This is a genomic window from Nonomuraea sp. NPDC049607 (assembly GCF_040675375.1).
Taxonomy (GTDB): Bacteria; Actinomycetota; Actinomycetes; order Streptosporangiales; family Streptosporangiaceae; genus Nonomuraea.
In genome coordinates this window covers 41,675-63,038 of sequence record NZ_JBFAOV010000035.1, presented here as the reverse complement: position 1 = coordinate 63,038, position 21,364 = coordinate 41,675, and the positions used below count along the sequence as shown (strand labels likewise).

At 72.5% G+C, this 21,364-nt stretch carries 22 protein-coding genes; 13 read left to right on the top strand and 9 right to left on the bottom strand.

Annotated features, from left to right (window positions below; genetic code table 11):
* Positions 1-10: 10 nt before the first annotated feature.
* The 3 genes from AB0J97_RS41845 to AB0J97_RS41835 are packed head-to-tail and all read left to right on the top strand — an operon-like array spanning position 11 to position 3,395.
* A complete protein-coding gene (locus tag AB0J97_RS41845; protein ID WP_357707045.1) occupies positions 11-640 on the top strand; it encodes a TetR/AcrR family transcriptional regulator in 630 nt (209 codons plus the stop codon).
* Positions 637-1,977, top strand: coding sequence for an MFS transporter (locus AB0J97_RS41840; protein WP_364099975.1), 1,341 nt, complete (start codon positions 637-639; stop codon positions 1,975-1,977). Before AB0J97_RS41845 ends, AB0J97_RS41840 begins: the two co-directional genes overlap by 4 nt.
* Positions 1,974-3,395, top strand: coding sequence for an aspartate aminotransferase family protein (locus AB0J97_RS41835; RefSeq protein WP_364099972.1), 1,422 nt, complete (start codon positions 1,974-1,976; stop codon positions 3,393-3,395). The genes AB0J97_RS41840 and AB0J97_RS41835 overlap by 4 nt, the downstream gene beginning before the upstream one ends.
* Positions 3,396-3,400: 5 nt before the next feature.
* Here the strand turns inward: AB0J97_RS41835 and AB0J97_RS41830 are convergent, their stop codons facing one another.
* Complete coding sequence (locus AB0J97_RS41830) at positions 3,401-3,559, bottom strand: DUF397 domain-containing protein (protein WP_364100052.1); 159 nt, start codon at positions 3,557-3,559, stop codon at positions 3,401-3,403.
* 80 nt (positions 3,560-3,639) lie between these two features.
* Between AB0J97_RS41830 and AB0J97_RS41825 the strand changes: the two genes are divergently transcribed.
* Positions 3,640-4,245: a TetR/AcrR family transcriptional regulator gene (locus tag AB0J97_RS41825; protein WP_357707052.1), complete on the top strand. Its 606-nt coding sequence runs from the start codon at positions 3,640-3,642 to the stop codon at positions 4,243-4,245.
* A 4-nt stretch (positions 4,246-4,249) separates the two neighbouring features.
* Positions 4,250-4,738: a cupin domain-containing protein gene (locus tag AB0J97_RS41820; protein ID WP_364099969.1), complete on the top strand. Its 489-nt coding sequence runs from the start codon at positions 4,250-4,252 to the stop codon at positions 4,736-4,738.
* 3 nt (positions 4,739-4,741) lie between these two features.
* On the opposite strand, the gene AB0J97_RS41815 is transcribed toward AB0J97_RS41820, so the two are convergent.
* Positions 4,742-6,712 carry a family 10 glycosylhydrolase gene (locus tag AB0J97_RS41815; RefSeq protein WP_364099966.1) on the bottom strand — a complete coding sequence of 657 codons (1,971 nt, stop codon included), beginning with the start codon at positions 6,710-6,712 and terminating at the stop codon, positions 4,742-4,744.
* Positions 6,713-6,939: 227 nt separating this feature from the next.
* Between AB0J97_RS41815 and AB0J97_RS41810 the strand changes: the two genes are divergently transcribed.
* The 7 genes from AB0J97_RS41810 (at position 6,940) to AB0J97_RS41780 (ending at position 14,764) form a co-directional block, all read left to right on the top strand.
* Entirely contained in the window at positions 6,940-8,460 is a 1,521-nt protein-coding gene (locus AB0J97_RS41810) for an N-acetylmuramoyl-L-alanine amidase (protein ID WP_364099963.1), read from the top strand.
* Positions 8,461-8,578: 118 nt separating this feature from the next.
* On the top strand, positions 8,579-9,586 hold the full coding sequence (locus AB0J97_RS41805; protein ID WP_364099960.1) for a LacI family DNA-binding transcriptional regulator: 1,008 nt from the start codon (positions 8,579-8,581) through the stop codon (positions 9,584-9,586).
* Complete coding sequence (locus AB0J97_RS41800) at positions 9,583-11,085, top strand: sugar ABC transporter ATP-binding protein (protein WP_364099957.1); 1,503 nt, start codon at positions 9,583-9,585, stop codon at positions 11,083-11,085. Before AB0J97_RS41805 ends, AB0J97_RS41800 begins: the two co-directional genes overlap by 4 nt.
* Positions 11,075-12,052 (top strand): ABC transporter permease, encoded by a 978-nt coding sequence (locus AB0J97_RS41795; protein ID WP_352358766.1) that lies wholly within the window; start codon positions 11,075-11,077, stop codon positions 12,050-12,052. Before AB0J97_RS41800 ends, AB0J97_RS41795 begins: the two co-directional genes overlap by 11 nt.
* 18 nt (positions 12,053-12,070) lie before the next feature.
* On the top strand, positions 12,071-13,015 hold the full coding sequence (locus AB0J97_RS41790; protein WP_364099954.1) for a substrate-binding domain-containing protein: 945 nt from the start codon (positions 12,071-12,073) through the stop codon (positions 13,013-13,015).
* Positions 13,012-13,401: a D-ribose pyranase gene (rbsD, locus tag AB0J97_RS41785; RefSeq protein WP_357707062.1), complete on the top strand. Its 390-nt coding sequence runs from the start codon at positions 13,012-13,014 to the stop codon at positions 13,399-13,401. The genes AB0J97_RS41790 and rbsD overlap by 4 nt, the downstream gene beginning before the upstream one ends.
* Before the next feature lie 67 nt (positions 13,402-13,468).
* Positions 13,469-14,764 carry an MFS transporter gene (locus tag AB0J97_RS41780; RefSeq protein WP_364099951.1) on the top strand — a complete coding sequence of 432 codons (1,296 nt, stop codon included), beginning with the start codon at positions 13,469-13,471 and terminating at the stop codon, positions 14,762-14,764.
* A 1-nt stretch (position 14,765) separates the two neighbouring features.
* Here AB0J97_RS41780 and AB0J97_RS41775 read toward each other — a convergent pair whose 3' ends face one another.
* Genes AB0J97_RS41775 through AB0J97_RS41760 form a run of 4 tightly spaced genes read right to left on the bottom strand, consistent with a single transcriptional unit; the run spans position 14,766 to position 17,650 of the window.
* The gene (locus tag AB0J97_RS41775; RefSeq protein ID WP_364099948.1) at positions 14,766-15,518 is read right to left on the bottom strand and encodes an SDR family oxidoreductase; all 753 of its coding nucleotides are present in this window, start codon (positions 15,516-15,518) and stop codon (positions 14,766-14,768) included.
* Positions 15,519-15,542: 24 nt separating this feature from the next.
* Positions 15,543-16,121 carry a helix-turn-helix domain-containing protein gene (locus AB0J97_RS41770; RefSeq protein ID WP_357707065.1) on the bottom strand — a complete coding sequence of 193 codons (579 nt, stop codon included), beginning with the start codon at positions 16,119-16,121 and terminating at the stop codon, positions 15,543-15,545.
* 49 nt (positions 16,122-16,170) lie between these two features.
* A complete protein-coding gene (locus AB0J97_RS41765) occupies positions 16,171-16,554 on the bottom strand; it encodes a hypothetical protein (protein WP_357707066.1) in 384 nt (127 codons plus the stop codon).
* A 4-nt stretch (positions 16,555-16,558) separates the two neighbouring features.
* Complete coding sequence (locus AB0J97_RS41760; RefSeq protein WP_364099944.1) at positions 16,559-17,650, bottom strand: glycosyltransferase family 9 protein; 1,092 nt, start codon at positions 17,648-17,650, stop codon at positions 16,559-16,561.
* Positions 17,651-17,820: 170 nt separating this feature from the next.
* Between AB0J97_RS41760 and rfaE2 the strand changes: the two genes are divergently transcribed.
* Positions 17,821-19,302, top strand: a complete 1,482-nt coding sequence (rfaE2, locus tag AB0J97_RS41755; RefSeq protein WP_364099941.1) for a D-glycero-beta-D-manno-heptose 1-phosphate adenylyltransferase — start codon at positions 17,821-17,823, stop codon at positions 19,300-19,302.
* Here rfaE2 and AB0J97_RS41750 read toward each other — a convergent pair.
* From AB0J97_RS41750 to AB0J97_RS41740, 3 genes are read right to left on the bottom strand one after another with little or no spacing between them, the layout of a single operon-like run.
* Positions 19,274-20,053, bottom strand: coding sequence for a hydrogenase maturation protease (locus AB0J97_RS41750; RefSeq protein WP_357707069.1), 780 nt, complete (start codon positions 20,051-20,053; stop codon positions 19,274-19,276). The genes rfaE2 and AB0J97_RS41750 overlap by 29 nt on opposite strands.
* Before the next feature lies 1 nt (position 20,054).
* Positions 20,055-20,945 (bottom strand): hypothetical protein, encoded by an 891-nt coding sequence (locus tag AB0J97_RS41745; protein ID WP_364099938.1) that lies wholly within the window; start codon positions 20,943-20,945, stop codon positions 20,055-20,057.
* The gene (locus AB0J97_RS41740; protein WP_357707071.1) at positions 20,933-21,361 is read right to left on the bottom strand and encodes a hypothetical protein; all 429 of its coding nucleotides are present in this window, start codon (positions 21,359-21,361) and stop codon (positions 20,933-20,935) included. The genes AB0J97_RS41745 and AB0J97_RS41740 overlap by 13 nt, the downstream gene beginning before the upstream one ends.
* Positions 21,362-21,364: the final 3 nt, after the last annotated feature.

Below are 21,364 nucleotides of genomic sequence, written 5' to 3'. Positions count from 1 at the left end.
GGTCGGTCGTATGAGACCTGCCGACGGCGGACAGCCGGCCGTGATCCTCAAGGCGGCCACGCAGCTGTTCGCCGCGCTCGGCTACGACGGCACCTCGACGCGCCAGATCGCCGACGCGGCGGGGATGAACATCGCCACCGTCAACTACCACGTGGGCGGCAAGCGGGAGCTGTACCTGGCCGTCATGGAACGGGCGCACCGGGCGGAGAAGGCGGCGCTGGACAAGGCGCTCGCCCGCCTGCCCGGTGGCGACCCGGTCGCCTCCATCCACGGCCTGGTGGACGACTACCTCGACTTCTGCGTGGACAACCCGGAGATCCCCGCGCTGTGGATGCACCGCTGGCTCTCCGACGCCGGCGACATCACCGAGCTGGAACGCCAGTACGTCCAGCCCCTGGTCTCCGCCGTGACCGGCGCGCTGCGCCCGGCGGTCGAGGCCGGCGTGATCGACGGCACGGTCGACCTGGAGTACGCCATGTGGACGGTCATCTGGTCGATCCACGGCTTCGCCAAGGGCGGCGTGCTCGACGCCGAGGGCTGCCGCCGGGGCGCGGGCGACCGGGCCGCGCTCCGCCGCTTCCGCGCCCACCTCCACCTCACCCTCCACCGCACCCTCGCCCTCCCCGGCGACCCGCGATGACGGCGACCGACGTCGGCCGGCTCGGGCGTGGCCGGCTGCTCGGCTACGGCGTCGGCTCGGTCGGCACCGGCGTGTTCTCCGCGGTCCCCGGCCTGTTGCTGCTCTACTACCTCACCGACATGCTCGGCGTGCCCGCCGCCGTCGCGGGCGCCGTGCTGGTCGCGCCGAAGATCTGGGACGTGCTGCTCAACCCGCTCGTCGGCGCCGCCAGCGACCGGGAAGCCGTGCGCACCGGCCGCCGGACGCGGCTGCTGGCGGTGGGCGCGGCCACGCTGCCGGTGGCGTTCGCGCTGATGTTCGCCGTGCCCGGCGGCGTCCCGGGCGCCGTGTGGTCCGGGGTGGCGTTCCTGCTGGCCGCGACCGCCTTCGCGTGCTTCCAGGTGCCGTACGTGGCGCTGCCTGCGGAGATGTCGGCGAGCCCGGCCGAGCGGACCCGGGTCATGTCGTGGCGGGTGGTCTGCCTGACCGTCGGCATCCTGGTCGCGGGCGGCCTGGCCCCCGCCGTCGTGGACCTGGCGGGCGGCGGCCGGCCGGGGTACGCGGTCATGGGCGTCGCGATCGGCGCCGTGATGGCCGCCGCCCTCGTGGCCGCCACGCTGGGCACGCGGTGGGTGTCGTCGCGTCCCGGCCCCCGGCAGCTCGGCCCGGCGGCGGCCTTCCGCCTGGCCCGGGGTAATCGCCCGTTCTTCGCGCTGCTGGCGGCGTTCGTCACGCAGGCGCTCGGGGTGGCGGTGATGCTGGCGGGCGCGCCGTACGTGGCCTCGTACCGGCTGGGCGACTACGGGCTGACCTCGGTGATGTTCGTCTGCCTGGTGGGCCCGAGCATGCTCGCCGTGCCCGGCTGGGCCCGGCTGGCCCGCGTGTACGGGACCGTGCGCTGCTACCTGGCCGCCTCGGCCGGGTTCGCCGTCGTGGCGCTGGCCCTGGTCCCCGCCATCGCGGCAGGCAGCCTGGCCGCCACGCTGGCGCTGACCGCGCTGGCCGGGGTGTGCTACGCCGCGCTGCAACTGCTGCCGCTGTCGCTGCTGCCGGACACCGTGCATGCCGACGCCGCCCGTACCGGCCACGCGCAGGCCGGGGCGTTCACCGGGCTGTGGACGGCGGGCGAGACCGCCGGGCTCGCCCTCGGCCCCGGCCTGTTCGCGCTGGTCCTGGCCCTGTCGGGGTTCGTCTCCGCGCCCGTGGAGTCACCCGTCGCCCAGCCGTCCGGCGCGCTGACCGGGCTGCTGCTCGGCTTCACCGCGTTGCCCGCCGTACTCATGCTGATCAGCCTGCCGTTCGTCGTCCGGTACGGACGGCTCGCCCTCGCCCCCGCGCTCGCCAAGGAGACCGTGTGACCCTCCCCCTGTCCGGAAGAACCACCGAGGACCTGCTGGCCGAGGTCGCCAGGATGAAACAGCATGACCTGCCGGTGCGGGGCGGGCAGGTGACCGCGTACGTGTACGACACCGGCCGGGCGGAGGTGCACGAGGCGGCGGCCCGCGCGTACTTCGAGATGCTGGAGGTCAACTGCCTGGACCCGACGGCGTTCCCCAGCATCGTCGAGATGGAGAAGCAGGTCGTGGGCGCGGTCGCCGAGCTGCTCGGCGGCGGCCATGGCATCTTCACCAGCGGCGGCACCGAGTCCATCATGCTGGCCGTCAAGGCCGCCCGGGACGCCGCCGGACGGGCCGCCCCCAACCTCGTGCTGCCGGTGACCGCACATCCGGCCTTCCACAAGGCGGCCCACTACCTGGGCCTGCGGGTCAAGGCCGTGCCGGTGGACCTGGAGACGTACAAGGTGCGGGTGGAGGACGTCGCGGCGGCGATCGACGAGGACACGGTCCTGGTGGTGGTCTCGGCGCCGTCGTACCCGCAGGGCGTGATCGACCCGGTCGCGGAGGTCGCCGCCGTGGCGGCCGAGGCGGGCGTGGCCTGCCACGTGGACGCGTGCGTGGGCGGCTGGCTGCTGCCGTGGCTGCGGGAGGCGGGGGCCGACGTGCCGCCGTTCGACCTGTCGGTGCCGGGGGTCACGTCCCTCTCCTGCGACCTGCACAAGTTCGGCTACGCGCCGAAGGGCGCCTCGGTGGTGCTGTTCGCCGACCCGGCGACGCGGCGCAGTGCGTACTTCGCCTCGGCCGCCTGGCCCGGCTACACGATCATCAACGCCACCGTGCAGAGCTCCAGGTCGGCCGGGCCGCTCGGCGGCGCGTGGGCCACCCTCCAGGCGCTCGGCCGGGAGGGGTACGTCGAGCTCGGCCGCGCCACGCTGAAGGCGGCGGCCCGGCTGCGGGAGGGCATCGCCGCGATCCCCGGACTGCGGGTCCTGGGCGCGCCCGAGTCCTCACTGGTGGCCTTCGCCGGGGACGACCTCGACGTGTTCGTCCTGGCCGACGCGGCCCGCGAGCGCGGCTGGTTCCTGCAACCACAGCTCTCCTACGCAGGGATCCCCGCGAACCTGCACGTCACGGTCACCGGCGTGACGCTGAACGGCGTGGAGGCGATGCTCAGGGTGATCGCCGACGCGGCGGAGGCGGCCCGGCTGCGCGGCCCGGCCGTGGTGCCGGACGGCCTGGTCGAGCTGATCGCCGACCTGGACCTGGACGCCCTGGACGACGCGACCTTCGCCGAACTGGCCGCCTCGGTCGGCGTGGACCTGCGTCCTGGCGCGGGCCAGCCGGGGATGGCGGTGGTCAACGCCGTCCTGGACGCCCTTCCGGCCGAGACCAGGGAAGCCCTCCTGCTCCGCTTCCTGTCGGTGATGTACGCCTCCTGACGGGCTCAGGACAGGTCGAACTCCCCCTTGGCGGCCCCGTCGAGGAAGGCGAGCCATTCGTCCCGGGTGAAGGCCAGAACCGGGCCTTCACCCTGATCCTTGGTGTCCCTGACGAGAACGCCGTTGTCCGGCCGCCGCTTGCACGGTTCTAGCGGGCGCCTCAGTGGCGCGTCATTTCGATACCTGGGTTGCGTAATGGATCTGCCTCCGGTTACGCTACTCAGGTAGCGAAAAGGAGGCAGGCATGGTGGGACGGCCGCGCAGGAGTGACGTCGACGAGAGCGTGATCAAGGCCGCCACCGAGCTGCTGCTCACCCGCGGCTACGCCGGCCTGTCGCCCGACGAGGTCGCCGAGCGGGCCGGCATCGCCAAGACCACGCTCTACCGCCGCTGGCCGACCAAGGACCACCTGGCCCTGGCCGTCGTCAACCGGCTCCAGGACCATGACGAGATCACCGACACCGGCGACATCCGGCGCGACCTGCCCGCGTACCTGGAGAAGATCGCGGCCGGGCTCAACCGGATGCGTGCGGCGGGCCGCGCGCCCGGTGACGAGGACGCGTCGGCGGGCACGGTGGCCGAGCTCGTGGCCGCCGCCGCCCGCCACCCGGACGTCGGCGAGCTGGAACGCCAGATGTACGCCCGCCGCAACACCCTGGCCCGCGCCCTGCTCGAAAAGGCCAGGGACCGCGGCCAGCTACGCGCCGACCTCGACGTCGAGGCCCTGTTCGACCAGCTCGCCGGGGCCCTGTACTACCGCGTCCTGATCACCGGCCTGCCCGTCGACCGCGCCTACGCCGAACGCCTCGTGGACACCGCCCTCCGCGGCGCCACCCCTGAGAACGGATAACACCATGTCGCTCATCGACCCCCGCAGCACCGCCGTCATCCGCTCCGTCGACGCCGAGATCATCGGCGGCCCGCCCAGCACGGGCCGCATGCTCCTCGACTCCAGCGCCACCGGCGGCGCCCTGAGCACCATGCGCATCACGCTCGGCGAGGGCGCCGACGGCGCGGTCCCGCACACGCACACCACCGCCTCCGAGATGTTCTACGTCCTGGACGGCCGGGTGCAGGTGCTGTCCGGCGACGAGGTGATCACCCTGGAGCAGGGCGACGTGGCCGTCGTGCCGCCGGACGTCGCCCACGCCTTCGGCGCGGCCCCCGGCACCGAGGCGGACCTGCTGATCGTCATCACGCCGGGCGTCGAGCGGTTCGAGTACTTCCGCCTGCTGGCCCGGCTGAAGACCGGCGAGGCCACGCTCGAAGAGCTGCTGGCCTCGCAGGACCGCTTCGACAACCACTTCCTCGACAGCCCGGCGTGGACGAAGGCCCGCTCCTGAGGGTCAGACCTTAGTGATCCGGACGGCGTCGGCGATCACGTAGCCGGTCGCCGAGGTCCACCGGCTCACCCCGACCACGTTGTACGTCCCGGCCGCCAGCGTGTACGTCCCCAGCACCCGCCACGCCCCGCCGCCGGTGCGCTGGTCCACATTCACGGTCTGGTTGCCGCCCGAGGCCGCCACGATGTGCGGCGCGGAGCCGTTGTACCCCGCGTTGGCCGGATACCAGACCTCCACCCGGTAGCTGCCCGCGCTCGGGATCGCCGCCCGGAACCAGGCCGGATCGCTGGCCGCGACCGGGTCGGCGAAGCGGTAGTCGGCGCCGTGCGCCTGCGTGGAGTAGGACGAGGTGCCCCAGGACGCGGAGGCCGTGAAGCCCGCGTCGGCGTTGTCGATCACGACGCTGAAGCCGCCCGTGCCGCCCGTCGCCCGGCCCGCGCTCGGCGCGCTCTCCTGGTGGGTCCTGCTCAGCGCGGTCACGTAGTAGGTGGACGCGCCGCCGCCGGGGTCGGTGTAGGACGTCTGCCTGGTGGTGGCGATCAGGTTGCGGGCGTCGGCGAAGAAGCACGGATCGGCCGAGGGCGGCGCGCCGGCCACGCGGTAGACCGCGTACGCCGTGCCGGAGCCGGTCCAGGCGAGCTGGACGCCGTTCGAGCCCGTGGTGGCCGAGGTGATCGTGGGCGCGGCGGGCGCGGCCCCGGAGCCCCGGGCGGGCAGCAGGGCGGGCTTGGCGTAGTGGTCGGTGACGAGCTTGGTGATCGCCCCGATCCGGTCGGCCTTGACGTCCTTGGCGCTGAAGTAGACGTCACCGGCGATCTCAGGGTGTTTCCTGTTGTCGTACAGGTGGTCGCTCAGCTCGGCCGGGTCCTGCCAGGCGGCCTCCTGCCCCGAGGCGCCGGCCCGGTACGCGGCCTGCCCCACGACGAGCTGCACGCCGGTGCCGCGCACGACGTCCGACCACCACGCGGTCAGCACCTCGTAGGCGGCCGTGGAGAAGCCGATGTGCCAGTAGATCTGCGGCGCCAGGTAGTCGATCCAGCCCTGCTTGACCCATTGGCGGCTGTCGGCGTAGATCGCGTCGTACGACTGGAGACCCGACGTACGCGAGCCGAGCGGGTCGGTCGAGGAGTTGCGCCAGATCCCGAACGGGCTGATCCCGAACGACACCCACGACTTGGCGGTGTGGATGCGCTGGCCGAGCTCGCGGACGAGCAGGTTGACGTTGTCGCGCCGCCAGTCGGCGATGTTCGGGAACGCGCCGCCGTACTGGGCGTAGGCGGCCGAGTCGGGGATGGCCTGGCCGCTGACGGGATAGGGGTAGAAGTAGTCGTCGAGGTGCACGCCGTCCACGTCGTAGCGGGTGACGGCGTCCATGATCGCGTCCTCGATGAAGTCGCGTACCGCCGGGATGCCGGGGTTGTAGTAGAGCTTGCCGCCGTAGGCGAAACGCCAGTCGGGGTGCTGCCGCGCGGGGTGCGTGGAGATCAGCTTGGACGGGTCGTCGTTGTTGGCCACCCGGTACGGGTTGAACCAGGCGTGGAACTCCAGGTTCCGCGCGTGGGCCTCGCTGACCATGAACGCCAGCGGGTCGTAGCCGGGGTTCGTCCCCTGGGTGCCGGTCAGCCATTGCGACCACGGCTCGTACGGGGAGGGCCAGAACGCGTCCGCCGTGGGCCTGATCTGCACGATCACGGCGTTCATGCGCTTGGCGACGGCCAGGTCGAGCCAGGCCCGGAACTCGGCCTGCTGGGCGGAGACGCTGAGCCCGGTACGGCTCGGCCAGTCGATGTTGGCGACCGATGAGATCCACATGGCCCGGAGCTGCCGCTTGGGCGTCGCGGGGTCGGTCGCGCAGGCGGCTGCGGAGGCGACTGCGGAGTCGGAGGTGGGGGCTGCGGAGGCGGGGGCGGGAGCCACGGCGGCGACGACGGCGACGGTGAGCGCCGCCAGGACGGTACGCAGGAGCGCGGTCACGAAAGGAAGTTTCAGTCCCCCGACCGCAGAGCGCAATAGTTTTCAGGGGCCCAACTTTCACGCCACCCCTTGGACGGCGGGCGGAAAGTTTCACCTAACACGTCTGTAATGTCAATTATCGACATTGTGTCAGAGGTGACGTACGTTGGGCCGCATTCGGCGGCCAAACGCGAGCCGCGGCTCCGCGCCCGCGTTCCACCCGTCACCCCCCAACGAGGAGCATCCCCATGATTCTCGCCCGCACGCGATTAGCTGCCCTCGCCACCTCCGCCCTGACCGTCGCCCTGATCACCGCGGGCCAGCCCGCCGCCCAGGCCGCCCGGGAACCCGCGCTGCCGGCGGCGTTCGCCAAGGCCGCCTCGGCCAGCGACGTCCCCCGCGACCTGCTGGTCGCGCTCGCCTACGCCGAGACCCACCTCGACGACCACCAGGGCAAGCCCAGCGCCAGCGGCGGCTACGGCCTGATGCACCTGGTCAGCAACCCCACGGCGCACGCGCTGGAGAAGGCCGCCGAGCTCACCAGCCTGCCGGTCGAGAAGCTGCGCTCCGACAACGAGTCCAACATCCTCGGCGGCGCCGCCGTCCTCCGCTCCTACGCCGACGAGCTCGGCCTGGACGACGCCGCCCGCAAGGACGCCGGCCGCTGGTACCAGGCCGTCGCCAAGTACGGCAACGCCTCCTCGCCGGAGACCGCCCGCCTGTACGCCGACGCGGTCTACGAGCAGCTCGGCCTGGGCATCAAGGCCAGGGGCGTGACCGTCAAGCCCCAGGAGGTCACCGCCGACCGCGGCGAGTACGCCAACGCCCGCGACCTGAACGCCCGCTCCGACGTAGGCGTGCTCAGCACCGACTACGGCCCGGCCGCCTGGGTCGCGGCCAGCTCCAGCAACTACACCGCCTCCAGCCGGCCGTCGAGCTACGCCATCGACCGCGTGGTCATCCACGTGACGCAGGGCTCGTACGCCGGGACGATCTCCTGGTTCCAGAACTCCGCCGCGCAGGTCTCGGCGCACTACGTCGTCAAGTCCTCCAACGGCGCCATCACCCAGATGGTGCGCGAGAAGGACGTCGCCTGGCACGCCGGCAACTGGACGTACAACACCAGGTCGATCGGCATCGAGCACGAGGGCTACGTCAGCGAGGCCTCGTGGTTCACCGACGCCATGTACCGCGCGTCGGCGGCCCTGACCAAGGCCATCTGCGACAAGTACGGCATCCCGAAGGACCGCGCCCACATCATCGGGCACAACGAGGTCCCCGGCGCCGACCACACCGACCCGGGGTCGTACTGGAACTGGACCACGTACATGAACTACGTGACCGGCGGCGGCACGCCCTCGTGGTCCACCACGGTGGACAACGCCACCTCCGGCAAGTTCACCGCCAGCGCCAACTGGGGCACCTCCGCCTACTCCGCCCAGCGTTACGGCGCCGACTACCGCTTCGCCGACCCGGTCGCCTCCAGCGACCCGGCCTGGTACCAGGCCGCGATCCCCAGCGCGGGCACGTACAAGGTGGAGGTCTGGTATCCGTCCGATCCCGGTTACAACAGCTCGGCGCCGTACATCGTGGCGGCCTCGGGCGGTAACCAGACCGTCTACGTCGACCAGCGTTCCGGCGGCGGAGGCTGGCGCAGCATCGGCACCTTCTCGCTGAACGCCGGCACCTACAACGTCGTCGGCATCAGCCGGTGGACCGCCGGCACGGGCCTCGTCATCGCCGACGCGGTCCGGATCAGCAAGGTCTGACCCCCGAACCCGCGAAGCCGGCTCACACCCTCTCCCCCGGGGGGTGTGAGCCATTTCACTTTGCCAATCATGTAATCGATTTCATAAGCTGCCGTGTAATCGATTACACGGAGGAACGATGGCAAGGATCAAGGATGTCGCCGCGCAGGCCGGTGTCTCCGTCGCCACGGTCTCCCGCGTGCTCAACGACAACCCCTCGGTCAACGAGGAGACCCGGCGCCGAGTTTACGACGCGATGAACGCGCTCAACTACGTGCCCAACGCCGTCGCCCGCTCCCTGCGCACGACCGCGACCAGGACGATCGGCCTGATCATCGGCGACGTCCTGAACCCGTTCTTCACCGAGCTGGCCAGAAGCGTCGAGGACGAGGCCAGGCGCGAGGGCTTCACGGTCGTCATGGGCAACGCCGACGAGCGCGCCGACCAGCAGGACCACTACGTGCGCACGCTGCTGGAGCAGCGCGTGGACGGGCTGCTGATCTGCCCGACCGCCGAGGTCACGCCGCTGGTGCAGCAGCTCGCCGAGGCCGGCCGGCCGGTGGTCTTCCTCGACCGCACGATCTCCGGGCTCGACGTGCCCTCCGTGCGCTCCGACGGCGCCGCCGCCATCGCCGAGCTGGTCCGCCACCTGCGCGAGCAGGGCCACCGCCGGATCGCCCTGGCCTCCGGCCCGGCCACCCTGTCCACCGGACGCGAGCGCACGGACGCCTTCGCCACCGCGATGGCCGCCGAGGGCCTGGAGGTGCGCCCCGAGTACGTGCGCCCCGGCGACTTCCGCGAGGGCAGCGGCCGGCGCATCACCGCCGAGCTGCTCGACCTGGCCGAGCCGCCCGAGGCCATCTTCTTCGGTGACAACCTGATGACGCTGGGCGGGCTGGAGGAGATCCAGGCCAGGGGCCTGCGCATCCCCGCCGACGTCGCCGTCGCCTCCTTCGACGACGTGACCTGGTTCAAGCACACCGCCCCGCCGATCACCGCCATCGCCCAGCCGACCGCCGAGATGGGGCGCCTGGCCGTCCGGCTCGTGATCGGCCGGATCCAGAGCGGGCAGGCGGCCGACTCGCACGTCCTGCCTGCTCACCTGGTGATTCGCCGATCTTGTGAGCGGAAAGGGATCATGGAGTGAGCGCGGAGATACTCAAGGCCGAGGGCCTGCGCAAGGTCTTCCCCGGTGTCGTGGCACTCGACGGCGTCGATCTCAGCCTGCGCGCCGGCGAGGTGCACGTCCTGCTCGGCGAGAACGGCGCGGGCAAGAGCACGCTGATCAAGATCCTGTCGGGCGCGTACCGGCCGGACGGCGGACGCGTCACCGTCGACGGGCAGCCGGTGGACATCCGGTCGGCGGGCGACGCCCAGCGGCTCGGCATCGCCACCATCTACCAGGAGTTCAACCTGGTCCCCCAGCTCACCGTCGCGGAGAACCTGGCGCTCGGCCGCCCGCCGCGCCGCTTCGGGCTGGTGGACAAGAAGCGCATGGACCGGCAGGCCAAGGCGCTGCTCGACCGCGTCGGCGTGGACGTCGACCCGGCGACCCCGATCTCCCGGCTCGGTATCGCCCGGATGCAGATGGTGGAGATCGCCAAGGCGCTCGCGCTCGACGCCCGCGTGCTCATCATGGACGAGCCCACCGCCGTGCTCACCTCGGGCGAGGTCGCCAAGCTGTTCACGATCGTCCGCCAGCTCCGCGACGAGGGCGTGTCGATCGTGTTCATCACCCACCACCTGGAGGAGATCGCCGAGATCGGCGACCGGGTGACCGTGCTGCGCGACGGCAGGTCGGTCACCGAGATCCCGGCCGACACCCCGCAGGACGAGCTGGTCAGGCTCATGGTGGGCCGCCCGATCGACCAGCAGTTCCCGCGCCAGGCCGCCGAACGCGGCGAGGCCCTGCTCAAGGTCTCCGGCCTCGGCCGCAGGGGCGTCTTCGACGACGTGTCGTTCGAGGTGCGCGCCGGTGAGGTGGTCGGGGTCGCCGGGCTGGTGGGCGCCGGCCGCACCGAGGTCGCGCGGGCCGTCTTCGGCGCCGACCGCTACGACGCCGGCGAGGTGGTCGTGCGCGGCAGGCGCCTGGCCCCCGGCGACGTGCACGCCGCCATGGAGGCCGGGCTCGGGCTGGTCCCCGAGGACCGCAAGGGCCAGGGCCTGGTGCTCGGCGCGGACGTGGCCGAGAACCTGGGCCTGGTCACCATGCGCGCCGCCACCCGCGCCGGCTTCGTCGACCGCGCCGGCCAGCGCAAGGCCGCCGGGAAGGTGGCCGAGCAGCTCGGCATCCGGATGACCGGCCTGGACCAGGAGGTCCGCACGCTGTCCGGCGGCAACCAGCAGAAGGTCGTCATCGGCAAGTGGCTGGTCGCCGACGCGGGCGTGCTCATCCTCGACGAGCCGACCCGCGGCATCGACGTCGGGGCCAAGGTCGAGATCTACCAGCTCATCAACGCGCTCACCGCCTCCGGGCACGCCGTGCTCATGATCTCCAGCGATCTGCCGGAGGTGCTCGGCATGAGCGACCGCATTCTGGTCATGGCCCGCGGCAGGCTCGTCGGCGAGCTGCCCGCGACCGGGACCACGCAAGACGACGTCATGGCCCTCGCGGTCACGGATGTGGAGGGTCCCCGTGCCAAGTAGCACCGTTCCGAACAAGCTCACCGGCCGCCGGTCGCCCGCCGCGGCCTGGTTCGCCGAGAACGGCGCGCTCGCCGCGCTCGTCGTGCTGGTCGTGGCGCTGTCGTTGTTGTCGTCCGACTTCCTCAGCGTGACGAACCTGCTCAACGTCGGCGTCCAGGCGGCCGTCACCGCGATCCTGGCCTTCGGCGCCACGTTCGTGATCGTCACCGGCGGCATCGACCTGTCCGTCGGCTCGGTCGCCGCGCTGTCGGCGATCGTGCTGGCCTGGACGGCCACCAGCGCCGGGCTGCCGTGGCCGGTCGCCGTGGTGGTCTCGCTGGCCGTCGGCGTCGTGTGCGGCCTGGTCAACGCGGCCCTGATCGCGTACGGGAAGCTGCCGCCGTTCATCGCCACGCTGGCCATGCTCGGCATCGCCCGCGGCCTGGCCCTGGTCATCTCGCAGGGCAGCCCGATCGCGATGCCCGACTCGGTCTCGCACCTGGGCGACACCCTCGGCGACTACCTGCCGATCCCGGTGCTGGTGATGCTGGTCATGGGCGTGATCGCGGCCGTCGTGCTCAACCGCACCTACCCCGGCCGGGCCATGTACGCCATCGGCGGCAACGAGGAGGCCGCCCGGCTGTCCGGCATCAAGGTCAACCGGCAGAAGCTCATCACGTACGCGCTGTCCGGCGTCTTCGCGGCGGTGGCCGGGATCGTCCTGGCCAGCCGCCTGGCCTCGGCCCAGCCGCAGGCCGCGGCGGGCTACGAACTGGACGCGATCGCGGCCGTCGTCATCGGCGGCGCGAGCCTGTCCGGCGGCAAGGGCAGGGCGCTCGGCACCTTCGTCGGCGCGCTCATCCTCGCCGTGCTGCGCAACGGGTTGAACCTGCTGTCCGTCTCGGCGTTCTGGCAGCAGGTCGTGATCGGCGTGGTGATCGCGCTCGCGGTCCTCGTCGACACCCTGCGGCGCAGGGGAACGAACTAGGAAAAGGAAGTAAAGATCATGCGGATTCCCGCGATTGTCATGGCCGGCGCCGCGCTCACGCTCGGCCTGGCCGCCTGCGGCTCCTCCGGCGACGGCGGCTCCGGAGGCACGTCCTCGGGGGGCGGGGACATCAAGATCGGCATGTCGGTGTCGACTCTGAACAACCCCTACTTCGTGCAGCTGCGCAGCGGCGCGGAGGCGGAGGCCAAGAAGGAGGGCGTCACGCTGACCGTCACCGACGCCCAGAACGACGCCTCCCAGCAGGTGAACCAGGTCCAGAACTTCACCAGCCAGAACATGAAGGCGATCATCGTCAACCCCGTCGACTCCGACGCGGCGGCCCCGGCGGTCAAGGCGGCGGACCGGGTCAAGATCCCGGTGATCGCGGCCGACCGCGGCGTCAACGGCGCCGAGGTGGCCCAGACGGTGGCCTCCGACAACGTGGCCGGCGGCAAGCTGGCCGCCCAGGAGCTGGCCAAGCAGCTCGGCGAGAAGGGCAGCGTGGTCGTGCTGCAGGGCACGGCGGGCACGTCCGCCTCGCGCGACCGGGGCCAGGGCTTCGCCGACGGCATCGCCGCGTACCCGAACATCAAGGTCGTGGCCAAGCAGCCGGCCGACTTCGACCGCACCAAGGGCCTGGACGTCATGACCAACATGCTCCAGTCGAACCCCGGCATCACCGGCGTCTTCGCCGAGAACGACGAGATGGCGCTCGGCGCGATCAAGGCCCTGGGCGCCAAGGCGGGCCAGCAGGTCAAGGTCGTCGGCTTCGACGGCACCCCCGACGGCCTGAAGGCCGTGCAGGCGGGCACGCTGGCCGCCAGCGTCGCCCAGCAGCCGTCGCTGCTCGGCCAGCAGGCGGTGCAGGCCGCGGTCAAGGCCGCCAAGGGCGAGACCATCGAGAAGACGGTGGCCGTGCCCGTCAAGGTGGCGACCAAGGAGAACGTCGCGGACTTCCAGTGAAGCGCGCGGGGATACTGAACGCCGAGCTGGCGGGGGCCATGGCCCGGCTCGGCCACACCGACCAGGTGCTGGTCTGTGACAGCGGGATGCCCGTGCCGCCCGGCGTCCGGGTCGTCGACCTGGCGTTCCTGCCGGGCATCCCGGCCTTCGCCGACGTGCTCGACGGGCTGCTGGCCGAGCTCGTCGTCGAGGGGGCCACGGCGGCCGAGGAGGTGCGCGCGGGCAACCCGGGCTGCGCCGAGCTGCTCTCGGCCCGGCTGCCGGGGCTGGCGTACGTGCCGCACGAGGAGCTGAAGCTGCTGTCGGCGGGGGTGCGGCTGGCCGTCCGTACCGGGGAGGCCACGCCGTACTCGAACGTGATCCTGCGGTGCGGGGTGGCGTTCTAGGGACGCCTGCCCCGGGGCGCTGGGAAGCGGGCGGAGGAAGATCTACTCTGGCGTCGAGGGAGGCGCCATGACCCACGAGGCAGCAGAGCCGGACCCCGCCCGACTCCGTCGCGTCGCCATGGCGAGCGCGGTCGGCACCACGATCGAGTGGTACGACTACTTCATCTACTCCACGGCCGCCGCGCTGGTCTTCGGCTCCCAGTTCTTCTCACCGCTCTCGCCCGCCTCGGGCACGCTGGCCGCGTTCGCCACGCTCGGCGTCGGGTTCCTGGCCCGGCCCGTGGGCGGCCTGGTGTGGGGCCACTTCGGCGACCGGCTCGGGCGCAAGGCGATGCTGATCGCGTCCCTGCTGCTGATGGGCGCGGCCACGGTCGGCGTCGGGCTGCTGCCCACCTACGACCAGATCGGGGTGCTGGCCCCGATCCTGCTCCTGGCCCTGCGGTTGCTCCAGGGGCTCAGCGCCGGCGGTGAGTGGGGCGGCGCGGCTCTGCTCGCCGTCGAGCACGCCCCGCCCGACCGGCGGGGCCGCTACGGGCTGTACTCCCAGGTGGGCGTGCCCGCCGGGCTGATCCTGGCGCAACTGGTGTACGTCGCGGTGACGGCCAGGCTGTCGGAGGCGCAGTTCACGAGCTGGGGCTGGCGGCTGCCGTTCCTGTTCAGCATCGTGCTGGTCGGGGTCGGGCTGTTCATCAGGCTGCGGGTGGCCGAGACGCCGGTGTTCCGGGCGCTGGCCGCCGAGCAGGCCCGCAGCAGGCGGCCCGTCCTCGACGTCTTCCGCGAGCGGCCGCGGGCGCTGCTGATCGCCTCGGCCAGCTTCATCGCCAACACCGCCATCGGCTACGTGTTCCTCGCCTACCTCCTGTCCTACGGCACCCAGGTGCTGAAGGTCGGCAGGAACGTCATGCTGGTCGTGGTGATCATCGGCAGCCTGACCTGGCTGGCCGGGATCGTGGCCTCGGCGATCTGGTCCGACCGGATCGGCCGCAAGCCGGTCTACCTGGCCGGCTCGGTGCTCCTCGTGGTCTGGGCCGTGCCGTTCTTCCTGCTGGTGGACACCAAGGCCGCCGCGCTGATGGTGGTCGCCGTGGTGGTGCTCAACGTGGGGCTCGCCGCGACGTACGGGCCCCAGTCGGCGTTGTTCGCCGAGATGTTCGAGGCCCGCTACCGCTACAGCGGCGTCTCCTTCTCGTACGCGGTCGGCGCGCTGCTCGGCGGCGGGTTCGCCCCGCTGGTCGCGACGGCGCTGCATGAGGCGACCGGCACGTCGTTGTCGGTGTCGGCGTACATGGCCGGGGTCGGGCTGATCAGCCTGGTGGCGGTGCTGGCCATGAAGGAGACCCGTACGCCGCAGGCGGCCGGCTGAGTCAGGCCGTGGCGCCGCCGTCGATCACGTGGTCCTGGCCGACGACGAAGCTGGACTCCGGCGAGGACAGCCACAGCGCGGCCGCGGCGATCTCCTCCGGGGTGGCGACGCGGCCGATCGGCAGGGCGTCGCGCATGCGCTCGTCGCGCTCGGCGCGCGTCTCGCCGGGGCGCATGGACATGGGCGAGTCGATCGGGCCGGGGCTGACGGCGTTGACGCGGACGCCGTCGGCGATGTGGTCGCGGGCGGCGGTGCGGGTCAGGTGGCTCACCGCGGCCTTCGAGGCGGCGTAGGCGGCGGCCCCGGGCAGGCGCCAGTGGGCGCCCAGGTTGCTGGCCACGTTGACGATCGTCCCGCCGCCGTGTTCGCGCATGTACGCGATCTCGTGCTTCATCGACAGGAACACGCCCTTGAGGTTCACCGCGAGCACGGTGTCCCAGGTGTCCTCGTCGTAGTCGGCCACCGGGGCCAGCAGGCCGAAGACGCCCGCGGCGTTGAGCGCCATGTCGAGCCCCCCGTAGCGGGTGACGGCGGCCTCCACCATGGCGGCGACGGAGGCCGAGTCGGTCACGTCCACGGTGAAGCCGGCGGCCCGCCCGCCCTCGGCCTCGATCTCCTTGACCACCTCGCCGAGCCGTCCGGTGTCCCGCCCGGCGGCCAGCACGGACGCGCCCTTCCTGGCGTACGCCAGCGCGGCGGCCCGTCCCACGACCCCGGTGGCCCCGGTGACCACCACGACTTTTCCTTCAAACACCAAGAACTCCTAGAACGATCGGTCTTAAATTTGGACGGCCACCATGGCCTGCTCGACCGCGTCGCGCAGGCGGCGCGGGTCAGGATCGGCACGCCCGAGCACGCGCAGCCCCTGCAGCAGCACGAGCAGGAACCTGGCCAGCGCGTAAGGGTCCTTCGACTCCGGGATCTCCCCCTGGGCGCGGGCGCGGACCAGCGCGGCGGCCAGCGCCGTCTCCAGCTCGGCCCAGCTCGCCGTCACCCGGCGCGACAGCTCGGCGTCCCGCGAGGCGAACTCCACGGCCGTGTTGACGACCATGCAGCCGCGCCGCAGCTCGTCGGCGAGGATCTCGGCCACGTACGCGTCGAGGAAGGCGCGTACGGCCGGCACCGCCGGCCCCGGCTGGGCCAGCGGCTCGACCACGTTGCGCCGGGCCAGGTAGCGCTCCAGCGCCTTGACGTAGAGCTCCCGCTTGCCGCCGAAGGTGCCGTAGATGCTGGCCCGCGCCAGCCCCAGCCGCTCCACCAGGTCGGCCATCGAGGTCGCCTCGTAACCGCGCTCCCAGAACAGGTCGAGCGCCCGGTCGAGCGCGACCTCGGGATCGAACTCCTTGCTCCGTGCCACGCGGTGAAGCTACCACATTCAAGAACGAGCGGTCTAATTTGTTCGGCGCCTACGCACCCGGCTCACGGAACTCCGGGGCCTGGCCGTCGTCCGGCCGGTCCAGGTTCGGGTTGAGGGATTCGAGCGGCGTGTCGTCCGCGACGGCCCGCTCGGCGGCGGCGCTCTCCTCCACCGGCCGCTGCCGCGGGATGCTCAGCAGGCCGAGGCTGTCCTGCTCGCCCCGCCGCCTGATGACGTCGTTGATCGCCTCGGCCATCTCCTCCCTGGAGTAGCTGCCCTCGGGCAGCTCGTTGAGATGGGCCAGCATGTCGGCGGGGATGCGCACGTGCGCGGAGACCCGCGCGTACACCTCGCGGACCGCCACCCGGTCCCGCCCCTGGAACGCCTCGTCCAGGGCCTCCTGGAGCTCGTCCAGCACAGCGTGATCAGCCATTTCCTTACCCCTTCAGTAGGTCTTCGGCCTGCTCGGTCACGTCGTCCACCGAGACGTCCGCGACCCACGTCCCGTCGTGCTCGCAGCGTTCGGCCTCCACGTCCACGCCGCTCGCGCCGCAGGACGGGCACCGGGTGGTCCAGGAGACCAGCGGCCGGTGCGCGGTCCTGGTGAGCGGCCCCGCGTTGATGAGGTTGCCGCACCAGTAGACGGCGACCGTGGGGGTGCCGACGGCCGCGGCCAGGTGGCGCGGGCCGGTGTCGTTGGAGATCAACAGGTCGCAGCGCTCGTACAGGGCGGCCAGGCCGCCGAGGGTCAGCGTGCCGACGACGGGGATCACCGGGTACCCGCGCCCCCGCATGGCCGCGATCGTCGCCTCCACCAGGTCCTTCTCGGCCGAGTTCCCGGTCACCGCGACGGGCCGGCCGAGCCGGTCGGCCACCTCGGCGAAGCGTTCGGGGGGCCAGCGCCGCCGCGGGTCCGTCGCCCCCGGATGCAGCGCGATCAGCCGGGACGGCGGCTCGCCGAACGACTCGGCCAGTTCCGCCCGGTCGCGGCCGGTGACGGGTACCTGAGCTTCGAGCCGCTCGGCGAGCCCGCCGACCAGCTCGGCCACCTGGAGGAAGCGCAGCGTCTCGTGCTGGAAGTACGTGTAGGGCACCCACCGGTCCAGTTCCTCGGCGTCCGGGGAGCGCAGCCCGGCGGTCACCCGCGCCCCGAGCGACCGCAGGAACGGGTTGGTGAAGCGCCCGCCGCCGTGGATCTGCACCGCCAGGTCGAACGACCGCTCCCGCAGCTCGGCACGGGTCTCGTCGGGCACCGGGTAACCGTGCTCCGGCGTCGAGACCCCCGAGATCGGCGGCAGCGCCACCACGTCGTCCACCGGGCCCGGCCGCCCGGACAGGAACTCGGCGTGCCACGGCGTGCCGAGCAGGGTGAGCCTGGCCTCGGGGTAGGCCCGCTTGATCGCGTCGATGGCCGGCAGTGCGACCAGGTAGTCGCCGATGGCGTTGGCCCGCAGGACGGCGACGCTTCGCACGTCCCCCACCAGGCCGGGCCGGGCCGTCATCGGGTCTCCGGCATGTAGTCGTAGCATTCCGCGCTCCTGTCCACAACGGTGGTCGGCAGCCCGCAGCTCAGCTCTCCCATGGCCGGCTGGTCCTTGGCCGGGCTACCCGGCAGGGATGGCCCATAACTTCGGTTATGGGACGAACCTATTTGAACCGATATGCGTTTGAGCTGGGCTTTCGCAGGTATTCGCCCTCTATGGGCACCCTGAGGGAAGAGACGGTCAGCGCGGTCGTCGTCGGCGACGTCATGCTCGACTCGTGGCTGCACGGCTCGGCCAAGCGGCTGGCCCAGGAGGCGCCGGTGCCCGTGCTGAACCTGGAGGCGGTCGAGGACGCGCCGGGCGGGGCCGCCAACACGGCGGCCAACCTGGTGGCGCTCGGCGCCCGCGTCCGGCTCGTCGGCGTCGTGGGCGACGACCCCTGCGGCGACCAGCTCGTCCAGGCGTTGCGGCTGCTCGGGGTGGAGACGGACCTGCTGCCGGTGCCGGGACGGCGTACCGCGCACAAGCGGCGCCTGGTGGCCGGCGGCCAGCTCGTCGCCCGCTACGACGAGGAGGACCGTGACGTCGTCCCGCCCGAGACCGAACGGGACCTGCTGGCCCGCCTCTCGGACGCCGTGACGGGCGCGGACGTCGTCGTGGCCTGCGACTACGGCGGCGGCGTGTTCACCCCGGCCGTGCGGCGGTCGCTGGCCGGGCTGCCGCTGCTCGTGGTGGACGCGCACGCGATCGCGCCCTGGGGCGAGTGCGGCCCGGCGGCGGTGCTGCCCAACTACGCCGAGGTGGTGCACCTGCTCGGCGAGGCAGCCGACACGACCGTTGCAACCGACGCCGTCGACCGGCCGGCGTACCTGATGGCGCGTTCGGAGCGCATCCTGGCCGCCACCCGGGCCCGGATCGCGGTGACCACCCTGGACGGCGAGGGCACGCTGCTGCACAGGGCCGGCCGCCCGCCGTACCGGACCTACGCCCAGCCCGCGCCGCCGCACATGGCGACCGGCGCGGGCGACACCTACACCGCGGCCTTCTCGCTCTGGCTGGCCGCCGGCGCGACGCCGGAGGAGGCCGCAGAGGCGGGCCAAGCCGCCGCCGGAGTGGTCGTCCGCCGCCCCGGCACGGCCGTCTGCACCCGCTACGAGCTGCTGCGCGCCCTGCGCCGCCAGGAGGGCACCGTGCAGGCCCCCGAGCGCCTGGCCCAGCTCCTGGACGAGCACCGGCGCAGGGGCGAGCGGATCGTGTTCACCAACGGCTGCTTCGACGTGCTGCACCGGGGGCACGTCAGCTACCTGGAACAGGCCGGGCAGCTCGGGGACGTGCTCGTGGTCGCGGTCAACAGCGACCTCAGCGTGACCCGGCTGAAGGGCCCGGGCCGCCCGGTCAACCCCTGCGAGGACCGCATGTCGGTGCTGGCCGCCCTGAACGACGTGGACTACGTGACCGAGTTCGACGAGGACACCCCGGAGCGGCTGATCAGGCTGATCAGGCCGGAGATCTACGTCAAGGGCGGCGACTACACCCCGGAGATGCTGGCCGAGGCGCCGCTGGTGCGCTCGCTCGGCGGCGAGGTGCGGGTGCTCGACTACCTGCCCGACCGCTCGACGACCGCCGTCATCGGCCGCATGCGCTCGGCGCCCGGCGAACCGGACACGGTCAGGCCCTTTCCGCCAGCACGTCCATGACCAGCGAACGCACCATCCGCAGGGCCTCCTCGACCGCCCCGCGCACCGGCTCGCTCAGCTCCACCAGCACGTCGTCGGTGACCAGCCGGGCCGGCTCGCAGCACAGCACGAGCACCCGCTCGGGCACCCGGCCGAGCTCCCGCGCCATGCGCAGCACCTTGACCGGGTCGAGGCCGTGGTTCTCGGCCCCGGCGCCGCCCGGGCAGGGCAGGTCGTGCAGGTCGGGTTCGAGCAGGGTGAGCGTGCCCGGCTGCTCGCCGCGCGGCGCGGCGTCCACGAGGATCGCGGCCTCGTAGTCGCGCTGGAGCGCGTAGGCCAGGTCGAGGCCGCGGCTGCCGAAGTCGATCACGTCGGCGGGCAGGTCGTCGTCGGCAAGGCGGCGCACGACCTCGACGCCGAAGCCGTCGTCGCCGAGGAAGACGTTCCCGATCCCGGCCACCAGGACGCGCGGACGGCAACCGCCTCCGACGGGTTCGAGCTCCTCCGCCGAGTAGAAGAACCGGTGGCACGGCAGCCTGGACTCGCCCAGGTCGCGCAGCGGGTCGCCGGCGAGGGTGACGCCGACGTGGAAGCCGCCGTCGTCGTCCCGCTCGACGCTCTCGACCACCGCCAGGCGGCCGTTGAGCGCGAGGTCGAGGATGTCGGCGCGGCTCTTGGGGCGCAGGCGCACCCGGCTGCCCGGGGCCAGCCGCACGCCGTCGACGATCGCCTCGGCCGGGCCGAGCCGTTCGGGGTGGGACCGAGTATCCATGTCACGTCTCCCGCATGGTGCCGTGCAGGCGCATGAGCTCTTCCGGGGTGAGCGCGGCGCAGTGGTCGAGGAGCTGGTCGATCTCCGTGGCGTCGAACGTGCCGCCCTCCGGCGCGACCTTGGGATGGTCGTAGAGGATGACCGGCGCGGACAACATCGTGTGCCGGTCGCCCTCCTCGCCCACCAGCACCGGCCAGGTACCGATGTTGTGGCAGCCCGCGGCGAGCGTCCGCAGCGCGTCGGGCGGCTCCATCAGCGAGACGAACCGGCCGCCCGGCGAGCTCACCACCGTGTGCGCGGAGATCAAGGTGTGCTTCATGGCCTCCGCCCGCGAGTCGCCCTGCCACGGGCTGGTGTTCGCCACCCGGACGGTGATCCGGAACAGGCCCTCGCGCAGCCGTTCGGCGAACACCTCGGCCCGGCCGCTCAGCGCCTCCCAGCCGCGCAGCAGCACGCCCTCGCCGTCGAGCCATTCGGCCCGCTGGCCCGGCGGCACGTGGATCTCCATGCCGGCCGGGCAGCCCAGCAGGTCGGCCAGGCGCAGCCCGGTCTCGGCCACCTCGCGCTCCTTGGCCTCCTCCCTGGGCCGGTGGCGGACGCCGCCGACGGTCAGCTCGGGCACGCGGACCAGCTCGCCCTCGCGCTGCACGGCCACCTCGCAGGTGACCAGGTGCAGGAAGCGCACGTGCACGTCCACGACGTCGTCGCCGCCGGCCTCCAGCAGGCACTGGGTCTGGGTCAGCCACGGGTTGCCCTCGTGCGCCCGGCCGTAGGACTCGGGGTGCACGCCGCCGAACGTCCAGCGCCGCCGGTCGGCGGCGGAGCGGCGGCTGGGCCACAGCAGGTGGTCGCCGTAGAGGACGGCCCTGGCGACGCGCCTCACATGGTCCATCTGCCGGCCCCCACGCCGGGCTCGGACCGGACGATCTCGACCTGCTCGACCTCCGGCGCCGCGTCGCGCACGGCCCGGCGCACCGCGTCCGCCGAGCCGCCCCCGCCCTCGCCGTCGTCGCCGAGGCGCAGGCGTACGAGGTCGCCCTCGACGGCGACCACCTCGGCGCCAGTGCCGCGCAGCGCGTCCTCGACCCGGGTCCGCACGTCGATCGGGTGGAGGTCGTGCAGCAGCAGGAGGTGCGCGACCACGTCGTCGGCGGCCAGCCGGGCGGCCAGTTCGTCGTCGGCCGCGGCCATGATCCGTGTGAGGCCCTCGCCGTAGAGGTCGAGCAGGGCCTGGGCCAGCTCGACGGCGGGCGGTTCGGCCCGTTCGAGCAGGCTCTCGATCCTGCCGATGCGTGCGTTCAGCGACATGAA